We start from the raw sequence: 16498 nt of genomic DNA, 5'->3' as shown, positions 1-16498 counted from the left end.
GTTTCTATTGGCAACCGTTCCCTTCGAGCCAGTAAACTTTTCCTTCTTTACGAAGGTTAAGGTCGAGGGTTTCGGCGATGACGGACAATGTGGCATCTACCGGTTCTTTTTCGAAGCGGATTGTGAGCCTGCATTGCGCGATCTTGTCGTTGGAAAGCCGCACGTCCACGTGGTAGCCGTCGCGGATCGAGCTGACGACATCTTGCAGATCGGCCGCATTGAAATCATACACCTGCGTCCGGTAGCCCATCAGATTCATATTGGCTTGGAGGCTGCGGATCGAGTCTTTCAGTACTTCCGCGCTCTGGCCTTTCACAAGTTCGACACGGTGCGCATCTTTGCTCACGCGTACCTTTCCTGTTGCAACATCCACGCGTACAGGAGCTTCGCTGTATGCTTTCACATTAAATGACGTTCCCAAAACCCGTATCTCAGTACCATTTGCCTGAATCACAAACGGATGAGCAGCATCTGGTTTTACATCAAAAAATGCCTCTCCTTGCAGCGAAACCGTTCTGAGATCGCCTTTGAAGTTTTCAGGATAGGTCAATTTAGAATTGTAGTTAAGGAAAACTTTGGTGCCGTCGGGAAGGAGCTGTTCGGTCGTATTGTTGGTGGTAGCAACATTCAGCAACTCCGGCGTTTTATCGGCAATCAGGAAAAACCATCCGAAGGCCATTACCAGAATGGCGATCATTGCGGCTGCCCAGACGGTTACCGGTAACCGGCGTTTCTTCATTTCCGGGCGGAATTCTATGGTTTTTACTTCGGAAGCCGCCATTGGCGATTTAAACGCAGCCATTTTACCCTTCATTTTATTCCAGGCCGCATCGGTATCCACCGGAGCACTGCTCTTTTTCATGGAGGCTGTATGGTCCCAGATCAACCGGTAGGCCGCCAGCTCCCGCGCATTGGCTTCCGATTCGGTCAGCCACGCTTCCACATTATTTCTCTCGGACTCCGAAGCGTTGTCGGCCAGGTAGCGTGCCAGCAGTTCCTCCGATATGTTTGCATGAGATGAGTTCATGGTTACGATCCGATTAACTGTTCAACAACACTACCAAATAACCAAAGTGTAACCGGCAGGTAATCCGCCAGTTCCGTGCGCAGAATTTTCAAAGCTTTCCCTATCTGATTTTCCACCGTTTTAATGGATATTCCCAACTGATCTGCAATTTCCTGATATTTCAACTCTTCAAAGCGGCTCAGCCTGAATGCCTTCTGGCATTGCTCCGGCAAAGTGCTCACCGCCCGCTCAATGCGTTCTTCCAGCTCGCTGGCGTGGATAACCTCGGTTACCGAGTCGTACGACCCGCTCGAAAAGTACATGGTATAATCCTTGTGTGCCTCGCGTACCGTGGCGTGTTTGAAGCGGTTGAGGCAGTGATTGTGCACCGCCCGGTACAAATACGATTTCAGCGAAAGTGTGATTTCCAGGTCCTCGCGCTTCTCCCAGATCGTCAGAAACACCGTTTGCACGACTTCTTCCGATTCTTCTTCGTCTTTCAGCATCGTACATGCATAATTGCACAACCTCGGATAATAGGTCCGGAAGGTCTGCTCAAAGGCCTGTTCATCGCCCCGCCGTATCGCGCTGACTATTTCTGGGTCGGAAGAGTGCACCGTTATCTGTTTTTGATTTTCGGTCAAAAATAGATAATCTCTTTCGATTAGCGGTTCCTGATATAGAAGAGCGGTCATTTTGGATGTCCTTTGGAATGAGACAACTTACCCGCTGGATACCCCTACGAGAAATTTTACTTTTTTAAATAGGGGGAAAGAGGGGGTCGCTTGTCCTAGGAAAAACAACAATCTTTTAGCCATGAAACAAACATTCCTTACACTTTCGATTGCCCTTAGTATCGCCTCCGTTCTTCAATCCTGCGTGTATATCAATAAGGATGAAGATATTCCACCGAGAGGCGAGACCACGCGCACTTATGATTTCCGGAATTTCGATGAATTAGAAGTAAGCGATGCGATTCGGGTGAATGTAGTATCGGGTACCGCATTTGAAGTTTCAGCCACCGGCGAGCGTAACGACCTGGATGATCTGAACATCTTTGTGCAGGACGGCAAACTGACGGCCCGCTACAATAACTCCTGGAAAAAGCGCCAGCGAATGGATATTGACATAACCATGCCAGATTTGGCAGGCGTGGATTTTTCGGGTGCCGTGAATGCAAAGATCGAGGATTTTGTAAACTTGCCCAGCGTAGAGATCGAGCTTTCAGGCGCTTCCCAATGTGATTTTGAGGGAACTGGCACCACATTGAAATTCGACATTAATGGCGCGTCTCGACTCAACACCTTCGGAAAAATGAAGTTCCTGGACGGTGAAGCTTCCGGTGCATCGCAGCTCAATGCATTCGATCTCGAAACCGAAGAGTCCGATCTGGAAGTTTCAGGGGCCAGCCATGCCAAGGTTTGGGTTACACGTTTGTTGGATGTGAAAGCGAGTGGTGCCAGCAATGTCCGTTACCGTGGCAACCCGAAAGTAGAAAAGGAAGTTACTGGTGGCAGTAGTGTCCGCGCGGACTAGGTTCCTCAGGGGATCATTCCATACTTAGCACGGGCCTGCGCTTTGGACATACCATCGAAATGCCACCATTCTGTCGTATTGACTTTGAACCCTCCTTGTGTCATCACTTTTCGCAAAAGCTGGCGGTTTTCAATCTGCTTGGCCGTCAGCTTCCCTTTTTTTAGCATTTCCTGTTCCGAGCGGGGATAGGCCAGCGGGCCGAAAAAATCGAATTTTGTCCCCATATCGAGGGGAATGCCTTTTTCGTCGGTAACGGTGAGGTCGATGGCGCAACCGAAATTATGGTTCGAACCGATTTTTGGATCTGCCACATATTGGGTTTTACTGCGGGCAGGGATTTTCAAATGGTCCAAAGCATTCCAAAGATCGTACTGCGCGGAGTTGGGCCTTGCGGCGTCGTAAACGAGCAACCGGTATCCTGGTTTTGCTTTTTTCAGTAATGCACTGGCTTTGGCAAGCCGTTTGGCCATTTCGGGTTGCAGGTACGCGCGCGTGAGCTCGCCATACACATCACGCCCGATGAAGTTGTCGGTGGTAGAGTATTTCAATTCAACCGAAATATCCGGGTCCATTTTTTGAATATCGACCAGGCCCCGATCCACCATTTTTTGCTCGATGGACGGCAGTGACTTGAATGATTGGGCGGTCGTTTCAATTGCCGCGATACAAGTAAGCAGCAGGTAAAAGGCAGTTTTAAACATAAAAAAATATCCTTGCAAAGGCTGCAAAGATATTCTTTTTGTCGGACCGGGAAGAATGGCTAGTATCGTTTGATATTAATGCTGGTCAGCCCGCCTTCGTAATGCACGATGACTTTTTTCGATGCGGTGTCGAAGTTTGAGGTGCGGTAATAGCCGTTACCTACTTTGTTTAAACCTTCCATGTTTTTCGCATTCAACGCGCCATCCATATGCATTTCGCAACCCACAGATTCGGGGATTTCGAGCGTTACGGATGCTACACCTGCTTCTATATCGACATTAGCAGTAGGCACTTTGTCGCCGAGACGGATATCCATGTCAGCTACGCCCGTACTTACTTTTAGTTTTTCAACTTTATAATTACTAAAATCAAAATCCCCTTTTCCGGCGCCGATGCCCAGGTCTATACTCCAGACGGGTTTTTCATTCAAATGAATTTTGGCCTGGTTCGAGATTTCCCCGTTTTTGATCTTCACATTGCCTTCTTCCATTTTCAAGGTCACCGACGCGGAGTTATCCAGCTTGTTCACCGAGGTATTCGACCGGAAACCGACCATTGTACTGGTGGTAGCTGCCTCGAAAAGCTTGGCCGTATTGCCATTCAGTGAAAATGACCCTGCACCGCCTTCCAGATTGAAGTTGGCTTTTTGGATAAAATCCTCCATTTCGTAATTGTAGGAGCCATTAATCGGGTTGTTGCGGTCTTTGCTGTAATCGCTGTCTTTATCCTCGTCGTCGTCGGCATTATCGCTATCGTCGTCGTGGTGGAAGCCGTAATCGTGGTCGTCGTTATCGTCGTCATCGTCCCAGCCGAAATTCCAATTATTGCCGTGGTTGTCGAACGCCTGGTGTGTTTTATTCACAACTCCGCCAAAAACAGCCAGTGTAATCAGCAATGCAACGATACCGCCGGAACCTCGCTCCCGGCCTGCGGCCATCAGGATTGCCCCGGCGAGGATGAGCAACACCGGCCAGTAAGGAAGGACGAGGTCCCAGTCGATATTGAGCAGGTTCATACTCCGGAGCAGCCAGATCACCCCAAAAATGACCAGCAAGCCACCCCAAACAATGCCTCTTGAGTTTTTCATGATCTTATATGTTTGATCGGTTAGTATTGTCGGAGTTCAGGAAGTTGCGCAACAGCAGCAATCCGCCGGTTACGATCAGGATAATGGGCCAGAAGAAGCGGCCGAAATCAAAGGCCGTCAGTTCTTCCACCAGGAACAGCGACCCGATGACAATGAGCATTACGCCCCAGAAAATGTTTTTGAAATTCATGGCTTTATGGTTTATGGTACGATTCAGGAAGGTTAGTTGACTTTAATGACGTCGTCGTCACCATTGTCCGGCTTTTTCAGTTCAGGGTCTTCGGGGAAATGAGATTCCGGCGAAGAACTTGGTGAAAACGGTGTGTAAGGCTGCGGATCGGGTCCCGGATCCACCGGTTCAACCGGCGGGGGAGTAGTTGGGTACACCGTCGAATTGTTTTCCTGTGCCTTATCGCGTTGGCGAAGTATCAGAAATGCACCCACGCCAATGAGCACGATGGGCCAGAAGTATTTTTTAAATGACCACCAGAATGGCAGGTCGTCCACCAGCATCAATCCACCGAAAAAGATCAGCACACCGCCAAGGATCATCATCGTCTGATCGGACCTCTTTTTGTCGGACAGCGGGTCAGTTGGTTTGGAAGGTTCTGAACCGAACACATTGTGGGTGGTGTATACTTCCCCGGCGGGGCCGATCGGTAGCACAGCCCAAAGGATGATGTAAAGCAATCCGGTCATCCCAAAGCCGGGAGGCAGTATCGGCAGTGCCATTACGACGAAGATCACGCGGACGATCACGACGTCAATTTGCAGATACTGAGCGATTCCCGCACAAACTCCCCCGAAAACTGCCTGGTCAGGTATACGATGCAATTTCTTTTCCATGATTAGTTTAGTGTTTATTTGTAATCAAAGGTAGTAGGTAATGCAAGATACTGTAAACCGGAAAATTATTATCGGCGAAAGGGCGTGTTAAGCGGATGTTTTTAGTGAGAATGTGATTTAAATGGGTGAAAAACGGCCTTATTGTTCTTCGAGCGCTTCCAGAATGTCCATCATGGAGCCAAAGTCCTTGTAACCGGGACGGATTTCTTCACTTCCGCGCAATGCAATACCGATATTCGGAAGCAGCTCGGTGAGCGCACTGACGGTAAATTCATTGTCGAGCCCGAAGCCTACCAGTACGGGATAATCGGCTTCGATTGCACCAAGTGCCTGCATCCACGACTCGGACAGCTCCGCTTCGTCGTCACTTTCAAGGAGGAAATGCGTCACTTCGCCTTCATACCGGCTCAGGATCGGTACAATTTCTCCGGCCTCGTAGAGATCGACACTTACCCTTAGCAGCAGCGGCAAACCCAATTCGGTGCGGAGGTAGCTTAGCAAGCCGGGGTCGTTCACCTGCACGGCGTGTACCGGATATTGGGTCAGGGTGCTCATAATGGCCTCCAGATCGGTCTTACCCGTCTCCGCGACGAGCGTCACACCGGCCAGCCAGGAACAGATATCCTCGAATTTTTTTGGGGAAATATAATTGGGAGAATCTTCGTCAATAGAAAAACCAAGCATTTCAACGCCCATTCCCGCACAATAGCGCGCGTCGGAGAGGTTGGTAACATTGCTGATTTTTACGGTTTTAGTAAGCATTGGGGATGTGCAAATGCGGATATTCGTCCGGATGATCAAAAGTGATACCGCAAAATTAGGCAAAACCCGTAAAAGTCAGTCAATCTTTCCGGCATACAGTTGGTCGATCGGGAAAATGAGGTCCCAGTCTTTGCCCCACACAATGTTGCCCCGTTCGATCTTGAATTTTTTGAAGTGGCTTGGGATTTTGTACTTGTCGTACTGGGGATGGGGATTGGCCGTCAGGAAAGGACCGAAGTCGACAATCTGCTGCGTCAGATCAGAAAAGCTGATCAGGATTTTGTATTCCGCCAAATATTTCGCGCCAACAATCTTTGTCATAACCTTCGAGTGATTTTCAAACTTGTGACTTTCTTTTTGAGAACAAAGAAGTCGGTCCATTTATTCACAATGTCCTGCGCGTAATGCTCGACAACTTTTTGTGCTTCTCTCAATTTCGTCGCCGGAAGCGGTTCTTGTCCGCTCGATTTTCGCAACCGTACTTCTTTTAAAGCTCCATCTTCAAAGAAAATTTCAAAAACACTTTCGTATTCATTGTATGAAACGTGAATATGGATGGGGAGGTGTTCTTCGGAATAAAAGTAAAATATCATACCGAAATATTCGAGAACTTTTGGCATAGTCTGTGTAATTAGTGTAACCAAAACTAAGCCAAATACCCGCAAAAACAGAACGGGCACTGCCGGCAATTAGCAGCCGGCAGTGCCCGTCAAATCAAACGGTAAGTCGAAAAATTACTTCGCCGAAAACTTATACTTCGTAGTAGTTTTATAAGTCTCGCCCGGATTCAATGTCGTAGTCGGGAATTGAGGCTGGTTTGGTGAATCGGGGTAGTGCTCGGTTTCGAGGCAGAAGCCGAAACGCTTCGAATAGGTTGCGCCTTTGCCGGTCAGTTTGCCATCGAGGAAGTTGCCGGTGTAGAACTGAACGGCGGGCTCGGTGGTGAAAACTTCCATAACGCGGCCGCTTTCCGGCTCACGTACGGTAGCGAATTGTACCAGACCTTCGCCGCTGCGTTTCAGTACCCAGCAGTGGTCGTAACCCCCGCCGGCTTTGATCTGCTCGTCCTCGGTTTTGTTGATTCCGGCGCTGATTTTGGTAGCCTTGCGGAAATCGAATGGCGTTCCTTCTACGGCGCGTAGTTTGCCGGTAGGGATGAGTGTCGTGTCCACAGGCACGATGCTATCCGATTCGAGCGTCACTTCGTGGTCGAGAATGTCGCGTTTCAGGCCTGTGAGGTTGAAATACGAATGGTTGGTCAGGTTCACCACGGTCGGTTTATCGGTCGTTGCGGTGTAATCGATCGTCAATGCATTCTCGTTATCGAGCGTGTAAACGACTTTTACCGTCAGGTTTCCCGGGTAACCTTCTTCCATATCCTTGCTGGTGTATTCCAGTTGCAACCCTACCACCGAATCCTGCTTGATTTCGGTTGCTTTCCAGATCACTTTGTCGAAACCTTTCGTGCCACCGTGCAGTGCGTTCACGCCATTGTTGATCGCCAGCGAGTATTCCTGGCCATTCAGCTTGAATTTACCCTTCGCAATACGGTTGCCGTAACGGCCTACCAACGCGCCGAAGAACGGGTGACCGCTCAAATAGGGTGCCAGTGAATCGAAACCGAGCACCACATCCGCCCATTGGCCGTTCTTGTCCGGCGCGGTGAGTTTAGTGACGATCCCGCCATAGTTAGTAATGTTGACGGTCATGCCGTTGGCGTTGGTCAGTGTGTAAAGGTCAGCCTGCTGGCCGTCGGGGAGCTGGCCGAAAGCCTCTTTGGAAATAGTACTGATCATTTTTTCTTCGTTCTTGGTTTTTGAGCAACTGAAAATGGCCAGGCCAACCAGTGCGGTGAGTAAAAAAGGGATTCTTCTCATGGTCAAAGGTTAAGAGTTTGGTAAATGGTCAGGTTAGGCAAGTGCAACTTCCTCGGTGCCGTCCGTGATTTTCACGCGGTAGCAAGGCAGGTCAATTTTGTATTTTTCAAGATAGGCTTCCTTCATTTTGGCTTCAAAAGCGTCAACACCTTCTTTTTTCACCAGATTAATGGTACAACCTCCAAAACCGCCGCCCATCATCCGGGCGCCCAGTACGGAATCGTCGTCCAATGTCTGCGCCACGAGGAAATCGAGTTCCGGACAGCTTACTTCATATTCATTTTGCAGCCCGAAATGGGTTGCATACATTTTCTTGCCAAAATCGGGGAGGTTACCTTGTACAAGCAGGTCGCAGGCGTCCTGCACGCGCTGGATTTCCTCGGTTATGAACTTGGCGCGACGGTACACCACATCACCCATTTCGTCTTTGTGCTGCTCCACCAATGCCGGGGAGGCATCACGGAGGCTTAATACCTTAGCGTCATATTGCTGCAAAATGGCGGTTGCCTTTTCGCATTCCTGCCGGCGGGTGTTGTATTCCGAGCTGGCCAGTGAATGTTTAACTAATGTATCGCAAAGCACCATCAGGTAGTCGTTCATCGGGAACGGGAAGTACTCGTATTCGAGCGAGCGGCAGTCGAGGCGGATCACCGATTCTTCTTTGCCGAATGCCGAAGCAAACTGGTCCATAATGCCGCATTGCACGCCCACGTATTCATTCTCCGCTTTTTGCGACATTCTTACAATGCTGAAACGGTCGAGGTTCAGGCCGTAAATTTCATTCAATGCAAACAACAGGCAGCATTCCAATGCCGCCGAAGACGAAAGCCCGGCACCTACCGGCACATTGCCGCCGAATGCCGCCTGAAAACCACCGATTTTCAAACCCTTCTTTTGTATTTGTTCCACAATGCCTATTTGGTAGTGCGGCCACGATTTCTCAGGCTTGGAAAGATCGTCCAATGAAAATGAATAGGTCTGGTCGAGGTCGGCTGCATAGAGGATCACCTGGTCGTCCTCGCGCGGTGCAATGACGAAATACACGGCTTTATCGACGCTTGCGGGCAGTACGAAGCCATTGTTATAGTCCGTATGCTCGCCGATGAGGTTAATGCGGCCCGGTGAGCGGAACACGCGCACGACTTCGCGCGTGGCAGTTCCAAATTTCAAAAAATACTTATCCTGGATACCTTCTGCGATATCGGTTTCTGTCAGTAACATGTCAGTTTCGGTCGGTTTAATATCCTTTTACAAGGCTCACTTCATTGGCGATTGCGGCGCCGTTTTGTATGGCAAAAATGTTGTTCAGAAATAAATCTACTTTGCCCATATGCTCATTTTTATGCCCGCCTCCCGTATGTTGGGTTAAAATCACATGGTCCATTTGCCAAAGCGGACTGTCTCCCGGCAGTGGCTCCATCTCGGTAACGTCGAGCACGGCGCCGTCGAGCTTCCCGGATTTCAATGCGTCGATCAGCGCATTTTCGTCAGTAGTACTGCCGCGACCCACGCTAGCATAAACGCTCTGGTCTTTCATGGCAGAAATAAATTCCGCATTCACGAAATGCTGGGCAGTTCCGGGTAACGTGTTGACCACCAGATCGGCATGTGGCAGCTCGTTGAAAAGATCTTCCTTGCTGCGGAGATCGGCTTCCTGCGAGGTGCGCGCCATTAAATGCGTGGTACAGCCTAATCCTTTCAAAATCGCATTCACCGACTGGCCAATCGTTCCGGCACCGAGTATGATCACATTCTGTTTGTACAAAATCTTCAACTCGGCACGCAGCGGCGTTCCGATCCACTCGTTTTTCTGTTTTAAAAGCGTCAGCCGGTCGATGCCGCGGTACAATGCGAGCACGCCGCCCACGATCGATTCAGCGCATGGGCGTGCAAACCAGTCGCCCATATTGGCCGTTTTGATATGATCGGGAATAGCCACCGACGAGTATTGATCGAATCCGGCGGAATCGAGTTGCCAGAATTTCAGATTGGCGGGAATGCTTTCAAACCACGCCACCGGCGGGTTGCCCAGGATGTAGTCGGCGTTGGCAAACCAGGATTTAAGTTCCTCATTGCTGGCCGCTTCGGTGCGGAAATGGATCTGATGCTGCGGGGTAAGTGCTTCGCTTAGTTTAGCATTCAGCGAGCCGTCGAGTATGGCGTGGCAGTATATGATCATCTATTGTTTTTGTTTAAAGAAGCAAGGTAAAATGATTTACCTGTAATATCTGCTAATCAGACGGTGAAATAGGCCTTTGTCCTCCATAATGGAAGCACTTTCAGATCTTTTTCAGGATTTTCCTGGCTCTCGACTGGAACGCGGCCTGTTCATATTCTACCGATTCTTCGAGGAATACGCGCAACTCTGTTCGGATTTCCGGGTAAATTTTGGATAGGTTAAAAAGAATGGTCAGACAAAACGTACGTATAGCAATGGCTATCTGGCGGTTCGAAATGATCCCGAATGCGGCGTCCATCAGCTCGCCATGAAATTCATCGGGGATGCTGATGTCTTGTAAAATACGCGCACTGTTCCGGATCACCGCGTCATGAATATCCGATCGTTTCAACTGACTCACCAGCACGCCGATGTACGGGCGGATCAGCTCCGGACGCTCCCGTGTTGCAATGCTCACGCTGTACGCGGCGCGTTGCGCGAGGCGGTACTCGTCCGATTCGAAGCAATGCATCAGATGCCTGAATGCATCCTCCGAAGTGCAGGCGTACATCGCCACTTCGGTTGCTTTCCGCTTCGACTGGTAGGGGTCGGTCAACAATTCTTCTTTGATATTCATGATTTTGAAAGGTCTAAATGCAAATGCCCCACGTTTCGGCAGGGCATTCGCAGACATTACTTCGGGTTCGGTCAATTATTTGATTTCACCCACCATGTCTTCCGGTTTTACCCATGCATCGAATTCTTCGGGTGTCAGGTAACCCAGCGAAACGGCGGTTTCTTTCAGCGTAGAGCCATTTTTGTGAGCGGTCTGCGCGATTTCGGCAGCTTTATAATAACCGATTTTAGTATTCAATGCAGTAACCAGCATCAGTGAGTTGTTCACGTGCTTCTTGATATTCTCATGCAAAGGCTCGATACCCACCGCGCAATTATCGTTGAACGAAACGCACACATCGCCTATCAAACGGGCAGAATGCAGGAAGTTGTAAGCCATCAGCGGTTTGAAAACGTTCAGTTCGAAGTGGCCGTTGGAACCACCGATGCCGATCGCCACATCGTTACCCATCACCTGAGCAGCTACCATGGTCATGGCTTCGCATTGGGTAGGGTTCACTTTACCCGGCATGATAGAGCTTCCCGGTTCATTATCAGGAATATGGATCTCGCCGATACCCGAACGCGGGCCCGACGATAGCATGCGGATATCGTTACCGATCTTCATCAGACTCACCGCAACGGTTTTCAATGCCCCGTGCGCTTCCACAATTGCGTCATGTGCCGCGAGCGCTTCGAATTTGTTTTCCGCAGTGATAAATGGCAGACCGGTCAATGCGGCGATGTGACGCGCTACATTTTCGGAATATCCCGGAGGCGTGTTAATGCCTGTTCCTACCGCGGTACCGCCCAATGCCAGTTCCGAAAGGTGCGCCAATGTATTATGAATAGCTCTCAAACCGTGATCGAGTTGCGAAGCATAGCCTGAAAACTCCTGGCCTAGCGTCAGTGGCGTAGCGTCCATGAAGTGCGTACGGCCGATTTTGACTACATTTTTAAATGCTTCTGATTTCGCTTTCAGCGTATCACGCAGCTTGGTAATGCCCGGAATGGTCACGTCCACCAGAATTTTGTAGGCCGCAATGTGCATCGCAGTAGGGTAGGTGTCGTTCGACGACTGTGACTTGTTCACATCGTCGTTCGGGTGCAAAAACTTGGTTTTATCAGCCAGGTCGCCGCCTTGCAGCACGTGCCCGCGGTAGGCGATCACCTCGTTGCAGTTCATGTTCGACTGTGTTCCCGAGCCGGTTTGCCACACTACCAATGGAAACTGGTCGTCGAGCTGGCCGGTCAGGACTTCATCGCAAACTTTGCCGATGAGGTCGCTTTTTTCCTGGGGGAGAATGCCGGCTTCGAAGTTGGTGATAGCGGCTGCTTTTTTCAGGTACGCGAAGGCTTTGATGATTTCCTTCGGCATTTTATTGATATCCTGTGCGATAGGAAAGTTCTGGATCGAGCGTTGCGTCTGGGCGCCCCAGTATACATGCGCAGGCACCTGCACTTCGCCCATCGTGTCTTTTTCTATACGGTATTCCATTTTTGAAGTAGAATGATAATGTAAAATGAACAATGTGCGGTAAAGTTAGGATCGGGTTTGCAGTTTCTGGAGTTTTTTATGGATAAATGTTCAGCTCTGAAAAAAGAATGTTTAGATTGACCAGCCTGTATCCTAAACACCGCTTTTATGACACCCAAAATCAATATCTATCCCGACTATGCGCTGATGAGTGCCGCTGCGGCTGAGCGGGTGATCGATCTGATGAACCACAAACCCGAATCGGTCATCTGCTTCCCGTCGGGCAGCAGCCCGAAAGGCATGTTCGACGCATTGGTAACCGCCAACCAGAACGGTCGTGTTGATTTTTCTAAATGCATTTTCATTGGCCTCGACGAATGGATAGGCCTCGGCTCCGGCGACGACGGCAGCTGCCGCGATCTCCTCGACCGTGATTTTCTGAAACCTATCGGTCTCCGTGCAGATCAGATTGTCTTTTTCGACGGCAAAGCATTCGACCCGCAGGCCGAATGCGACCGCGTCAATAAGATTGTAGAAGGCCTCGGTGGCCTCGACCTCATTATATTAGGTGTTGGAATGAATGGTCACCTTGCCCTCAACGAGCCCGGCACTTCCTGGAACACCTACGCCCACATTTCGGAGCTCGATACCGTTACGGTTGAAGTAGGGCAGAAGTATTTCAAACAGCCGACCACGCTTACCCGTGGCATTACCGTCGGTATCAGGCACATTCTGGAAGCGCGTTCGGCGATTTTGCTTGCTTCGGGCGGATCAAAAGCGCCGGTTATCGAGCGCGCACTCGCGTTCCCGGTTTCGAAGGACTTCCCGGCGACGGTTTTGCAAAACCATATGAATGCAGAGTTTATACTGGATGCGGACGCTGCGGAGTTGATTTCGTAATGGCCGAGATAGTTTGTAAATTTATTAACTAAATAATCTCAGCTTAAAGATGGCGGCTGTCAATCCAAATAGAAAAGAAAGACTCTTACTTGACGTTCTGGTTACCAGGGTTCAAAAAGATGCATTGTTAAGTGTTATTAAAGCACTTGACATTGATGTAACGGAGCGTGTCCTTTCGGAGGAAGATGAAGATACAGCGCTAATGGCGGCAATGGAGGAGGGATTGAAAAGTGGCATTGCAACGGAACAAGAGAAGAAGGATTTCGAATCATTTCTTTCCGGTAAGTAGCCTATGAAGTATGAGTATACCAATGCATTTATTAAAGATGTAAAAAAAACTTCTCCTGAAATTCAATCACAAATCAAGAACTTGATTGAAGAGATCAATGCAGTTGATAGATTGGGTGATCTTCCGAATGTCAAGAAAATGAAGGGCTTCTCTAATGCTTTTCGGATTCGGTTAGGAGAATATCGCGTCGGAGTCTTTTGGGAAAATGACAAGCTAGTGTTGGCGAGAATGCTACATCGGCGAGAGGTGTACCGCTACTTTCCATGAAATCCAGGTTTGTGAAATCACTTTTCAGAGCAGCATTTCAACCTCAAAACAGATATTTTATCCTGCCGAAGGACTAATTTCTATCCGCTTCACTGAAATTGCGACGCCATTTCCAGCCGAATGCCCTTCCCGCCTAAATTTGAAGCAGTTCTTTGTGAACGCCCGTCAATCGGGGTAATGGTTTTTGCCTTTGGATCCCTCAGCCAAAATCGAGCAAAACAAAAAGGAACCGTGTGCAATTCACGGGCAGTCGTGCTACTGTAAGTATCTGTCCTGACGATTTCAGGACTCGTTTTTACCCTCGCGTCCCATTGCAGCGCCCAGGCGCGGCGAGAAGGGCGGTAAAAATGATACAAGCCAGGAGACTTGCCATTATCCTCAATGGCTTCTCCCTCACGGGTGGGGGGTAGTCAAGTATTGATTTACCACATTTTATTGCAGTACCACAGGCTTCCCGGCTGGTTCGGGGGAACTGTATCTGTTCGTTTCGCAGGGTAGCCTCGCCGTTGCCGCGATAGATGAAGTACCGGCCAACGTCCGCAACAGGCGTTTGCAGGGATGGGAGGGTGTTTTCACAGGGTTTTTATTAACTCTTTAAACACAAAAAAACATGTTGTCACACAACCTTGGCTACCCGCGCGTGGGGAGCCTCCGTGAGCTTAAAAAAGCCAACGAGCAATTCTGGGCGGGTACAATCGACCGCGATGCACTGCAGAAAGTTGCCCGCAAAATCCGTCACCAGAACTGGGAAACGCAGCAGAATGCAGGCATTAGCCTCATTCCTTCCAATGATTTTTCGCTTTACGACCACGTCCTCGACACTTCGCTGATGGTAGGGGCCATTCCCGGGCGTTACCACCAGTTGCTCGACGGTAAATCCAACAAGGAGCTCGATCTCTATTTCGCAATGGCGCGCGGTTACCAGAAGAACGGGCTGGATATCAATGCCATGGAAATGACCAAATGGTTCGATACCAACTACCATTACCTCGTTCCCGAGTTTGTGAAAGACCAGAAATTCAAGCGGTACTCCGACAAGGTTCTGCTGGAATTTGAAGATGCGTTGCAAAAGGGTATTGTTACAAAACCCGTATTACTTGGGCCGGTCACCTATTTGCTTTTGGGTAAAGAAAAAGAAGCCGGGTTCGATCGCATCGATCTGCTGGATAGTCTTTTACCGATTTATATATCAATATTAAAAGAACTCTCGGCAAGGGGTGCCGAATGGGTGCAGCTCGACGAGCCCGGATTGGTATTTGATTTAAATGAAAAGGAAAAACTGGCTTTTCTGAGCGCTTATAGCCAGATCAGGGAGGCGCTTCCGAAGCTGCGTATTTTGGTAACGACGTATTTCGGGCCCCTCGAAGATAACCTGGGAATTGCGATCGCATTACCGGTGGATGCATTGCATTTGGATTTGACGCGTGGAGCAGAAACATTACCGCAAATTCTGGTTGATGATTCATTTGTATCATCCACTAAAAAGCTCTCACTCGGTGTTGTCGACGGCCGGAATATCTGGAAAAACGACTACCGCAAGTCGCTGGAATGGATTAAGACGGCGGTAAATGTGCTGGGAGAAGATCGGGTTTTGGTGGCTCCGTCGTCGTCGCTGCTGCATAGCCCGTACGACTTGGAACTTGAAAAGAATGAAGCGGTACTGACGCCGGAGATCAAAAACTGGCTGGCATTTGCCAAGCAGAAACTGCATGAGGTAACGACATTGGCAAGGCTCGCAACGCTTGACTGTTCGAACGATAGTGCATTTCTGGCCAATCAAAAAGCCATTGAAAGCCGTCGCACTTCCGCATTGATCCACAAGCCGGCCGTTAAAGCAAGGGTTAGCGAAGTGAGGGAATCGGATTTTGATCGGCAGAATGCATTTGCAATCCGGCAAGCCATTCAATTGGAAAAACTGAAATTGCCATTATTTCCGTCGACTACCATCGGCTCGTTCCCGCAAACCGACGAGGTAAGGCAGCTTCGTGCGCAGTTCAAAAAAGGCGCATTGACGTTGAACGAATACGAGACCCGCATTCGTGAAGAGATCGTCGACTCGCTGCGCTGGCAGGAGGAGCTCGGAATAGATGTACTTGTTCACGGGGAATTCGAGCGAAACGATATGGTGGAGTATTTCGGCGAGCAGCTTTCCGGGTTTGTTTTTACCCAAAATGGCTGGGTGCAGAGCTACGGCAGCCGGTGCGTGAAGCCCCCAATCATTTATGGCGACGTGGAACGCGCGGAGCCAATGACGGTGAAATGGTCGGCTTTTGCGCAGGCCAACTCCGCAAAACTGGTAAAAGGCATGCTTACCGGCCCGGTTACGATCCTGCAATGGTCTTTCGTACGCGACGATCAGCCCAGGAAGGATACCACGTTTCAGATTGCGCTCGCCATTCGCGACGAGGTGATTGATTTGGAAAAGGCGGGCATTAAAGTGATCCAGATCGACGAACCGGCGATCCGCGAAGGCTTGCCGCTGCGGAAGCATGCCTGGAAAACCTACTTGAAATGGGCAGTGGACGCATTCCGGTTGAGCGCCGCGGGCGTGGCCGACCAGACGCAGATCCATACGCACATGTGCTATTCGGAGTTCAACGACATTATCGATTCCATCGCGGCGATGGACGCCGACGTGATCACGATCGAAACTTCGCGTTCGCAAATGGAGCTGCTCGACGCATTCGCGCAGTTCAATTATCCGAATGAAATCGGCCCGGGCGTGTACGACATCCATTCGCCCCGCGTGCCGACGGTCGACGAGATGATCCTGTTGCTCGAAAAGGCATTGAAGGTCATTCCGGCGCGGAACCTCTGGGTGAACCCGGACTGCGGATTGAAGACCCGCAAATGGCCGGAAACCGAAGCGGCTTTGCGTAACATGATTTCTGCGGCTAACTTGCTGCGCGAATCGGTCGAAGTCGCGGGGTAGCGACAACCCCTTTCAAGCTAAGGCCAGGGCTCTCCTGGCCTTAG

Annotated in this window: 19 protein-coding genes and 1 riboswitch; of the genes, 5 read left to right on the top strand and 14 right to left on the bottom strand. The window is 49.8% G+C overall.

Annotated features, from left to right (window positions below; genetic code table 11):
* Nucleotides 1–4: 4 nt before the first annotated feature.
* Nucleotides 5–1027, bottom strand: a complete 1023-nt coding sequence (locus IEY24_RS22480) for a FecR domain-containing protein (protein WP_188936242.1) — start codon at nt 1025–1027, stop codon at nt 5–7.
* Between the two features lie 2 nt (nt 1028–1029).
* On the bottom strand, nt 1030–1650 hold the full coding sequence (locus IEY24_RS22475; RefSeq protein WP_188937338.1) for an RNA polymerase sigma-70 factor: 621 nt from the start codon (nt 1648–1650) through the stop codon (nt 1030–1032).
* A 172-nt stretch (nt 1651–1822) separates the two neighbouring features.
* On the opposite strand from IEY24_RS22475, the gene IEY24_RS22470 reads away from it, so the two are divergent.
* Nucleotides 1823–2542: a head GIN domain-containing protein gene (locus tag IEY24_RS22470; protein ID WP_188936241.1), complete on the top strand. Its 720-nt coding sequence runs from the start codon at nt 1823–1825 to the stop codon at nt 2540–2542.
* Between the two features lie 5 nt (nt 2543–2547).
* Here the strand turns inward: IEY24_RS22470 and IEY24_RS22465 are convergent, their stop codons facing one another.
* The 12 genes from IEY24_RS22465 to fumC all read right to left on the bottom strand — a co-directional run bounded on the left by IEY24_RS22465 (nt 2548) and on the right by fumC (nt 12087).
* The gene (locus IEY24_RS22465; RefSeq protein WP_188936239.1) at nt 2548–3243 is read right to left on the bottom strand and encodes a M15 family metallopeptidase; all 696 of its coding nucleotides are present in this window, start codon (nt 3241–3243) and stop codon (nt 2548–2550) included.
* Between the two features lie 59 nt (nt 3244–3302).
* Complete coding sequence (locus IEY24_RS22460; protein WP_188936237.1) at nt 3303–4331, bottom strand: toast rack family protein; 1029 nt, start codon at nt 4329–4331, stop codon at nt 3303–3305.
* A gap of 4 nt (nt 4332–4335) precedes the next feature.
* On the bottom strand, nt 4336–4521 hold the full coding sequence (locus tag IEY24_RS22455; RefSeq protein WP_188936235.1) for a LiaI-LiaF-like domain-containing protein: 186 nt from the start codon (nt 4519–4521) through the stop codon (nt 4336–4338).
* Between the two features lie 32 nt (nt 4522–4553).
* Nucleotides 4554–5177 (bottom strand): PspC domain-containing protein, encoded by a 624-nt coding sequence (locus tag IEY24_RS22450; protein ID WP_188936233.1) that lies wholly within the window; start codon nt 5175–5177, stop codon nt 4554–4556.
* Nucleotides 5178–5315: 138 nt separating this feature from the next.
* Complete coding sequence (locus IEY24_RS22445) at nt 5316–5939, bottom strand: hypothetical protein (protein WP_188936230.1); 624 nt, start codon at nt 5937–5939, stop codon at nt 5316–5318.
* Between the two features lie 75 nt (nt 5940–6014).
* Entirely contained in the window at nt 6015–6260 is a 246-nt protein-coding gene (locus IEY24_RS22440) for a DUF2442 domain-containing protein (protein WP_188936228.1), read from the bottom strand.
* Entirely contained in the window at nt 6257–6559 is a 303-nt protein-coding gene (locus IEY24_RS22435) for a DUF4160 domain-containing protein (RefSeq protein ID WP_188936226.1), read from the bottom strand. The genes IEY24_RS22440 and IEY24_RS22435 overlap by 4 nt, the downstream gene beginning before the upstream one ends.
* Nucleotides 6560–6673: 114 nt before the next feature.
* Nucleotides 6674–7816 (bottom strand): aldose epimerase family protein, encoded by a 1143-nt coding sequence (locus IEY24_RS22430; RefSeq protein ID WP_188936224.1) that lies wholly within the window; start codon nt 7814–7816, stop codon nt 6674–6676.
* Between the two features lie 33 nt (nt 7817–7849).
* A complete protein-coding gene (gene galK / locus IEY24_RS22425; protein WP_188936222.1) occupies nt 7850–9037 on the bottom strand; it encodes a galactokinase in 1188 nt (395 codons plus the stop codon).
* Nucleotides 9038–9053: 16 nt separating this feature from the next.
* The gene (locus IEY24_RS22420; RefSeq protein WP_188936220.1) at nt 9054–9995 is read right to left on the bottom strand and encodes a D-2-hydroxyacid dehydrogenase; all 942 of its coding nucleotides are present in this window, start codon (nt 9993–9995) and stop codon (nt 9054–9056) included.
* 100 nt (nt 9996–10095) lie between these two features.
* Nucleotides 10096–10611: a HEAT-like fold family protein gene (locus IEY24_RS22415; RefSeq protein ID WP_188936217.1), complete on the bottom strand. Its 516-nt coding sequence runs from the start codon at nt 10609–10611 to the stop codon at nt 10096–10098.
* A gap of 75 nt (nt 10612–10686) precedes the next feature.
* Complete coding sequence (gene fumC, locus IEY24_RS22410) at nt 10687–12087, bottom strand: class II fumarate hydratase (protein ID WP_188936215.1); 1401 nt, start codon at nt 12085–12087, stop codon at nt 10687–10689.
* A gap of 147 nt (nt 12088–12234) precedes the next feature.
* On the opposite strand from fumC, the gene IEY24_RS22405 reads away from it, so the two are divergent.
* The 4 genes from IEY24_RS22405 to metE all read left to right on the top strand — a co-directional run bounded on the left by IEY24_RS22405 (nt 12235) and on the right by metE (nt 16454).
* Nucleotides 12235–12966 (top strand): 6-phosphogluconolactonase, encoded by a 732-nt coding sequence (locus tag IEY24_RS22405; RefSeq protein WP_188936213.1) that lies wholly within the window; start codon nt 12235–12237, stop codon nt 12964–12966.
* Between the two features lie 49 nt (nt 12967–13015).
* Entirely contained in the window at nt 13016–13255 is a 240-nt protein-coding gene (locus IEY24_RS22400; RefSeq protein WP_188936212.1) for a hypothetical protein, read from the top strand.
* A gap of 3 nt (nt 13256–13258) precedes the next feature.
* The gene (locus IEY24_RS33130; RefSeq protein WP_369009295.1) at nt 13259–13522 is read left to right on the top strand and encodes a type II toxin-antitoxin system RelE family toxin; all 264 of its coding nucleotides are present in this window, start codon (nt 13259–13261) and stop codon (nt 13520–13522) included.
* A gap of 161 nt (nt 13523–13683) precedes the next feature.
* A riboswitch (cobalamin riboswitch) is annotated at nt 13684–13910 on the top strand.
* Between the two features lie 222 nt (nt 13911–14132).
* Entirely contained in the window at nt 14133–16454 is a 2322-nt protein-coding gene (gene metE / locus IEY24_RS22395) for a 5-methyltetrahydropteroyltriglutamate--homocysteine S-methyltransferase (RefSeq protein WP_188936209.1), read from the top strand.
* The last annotated feature ends 44 nt before the right edge of the window (nt 16455–16498 follow it).

Source organism: Dyadobacter endophyticus (assembly GCF_014641595.1).
Taxonomy (GTDB): Bacteria; Bacteroidota; Bacteroidia; order Cytophagales; family Spirosomataceae; genus Dyadobacter; species Dyadobacter endophyticus.
The sequence above is the reverse complement of the archived record's forward strand: the minus strand, read 5'-3'. Positions and strand labels throughout refer to the sequence as shown.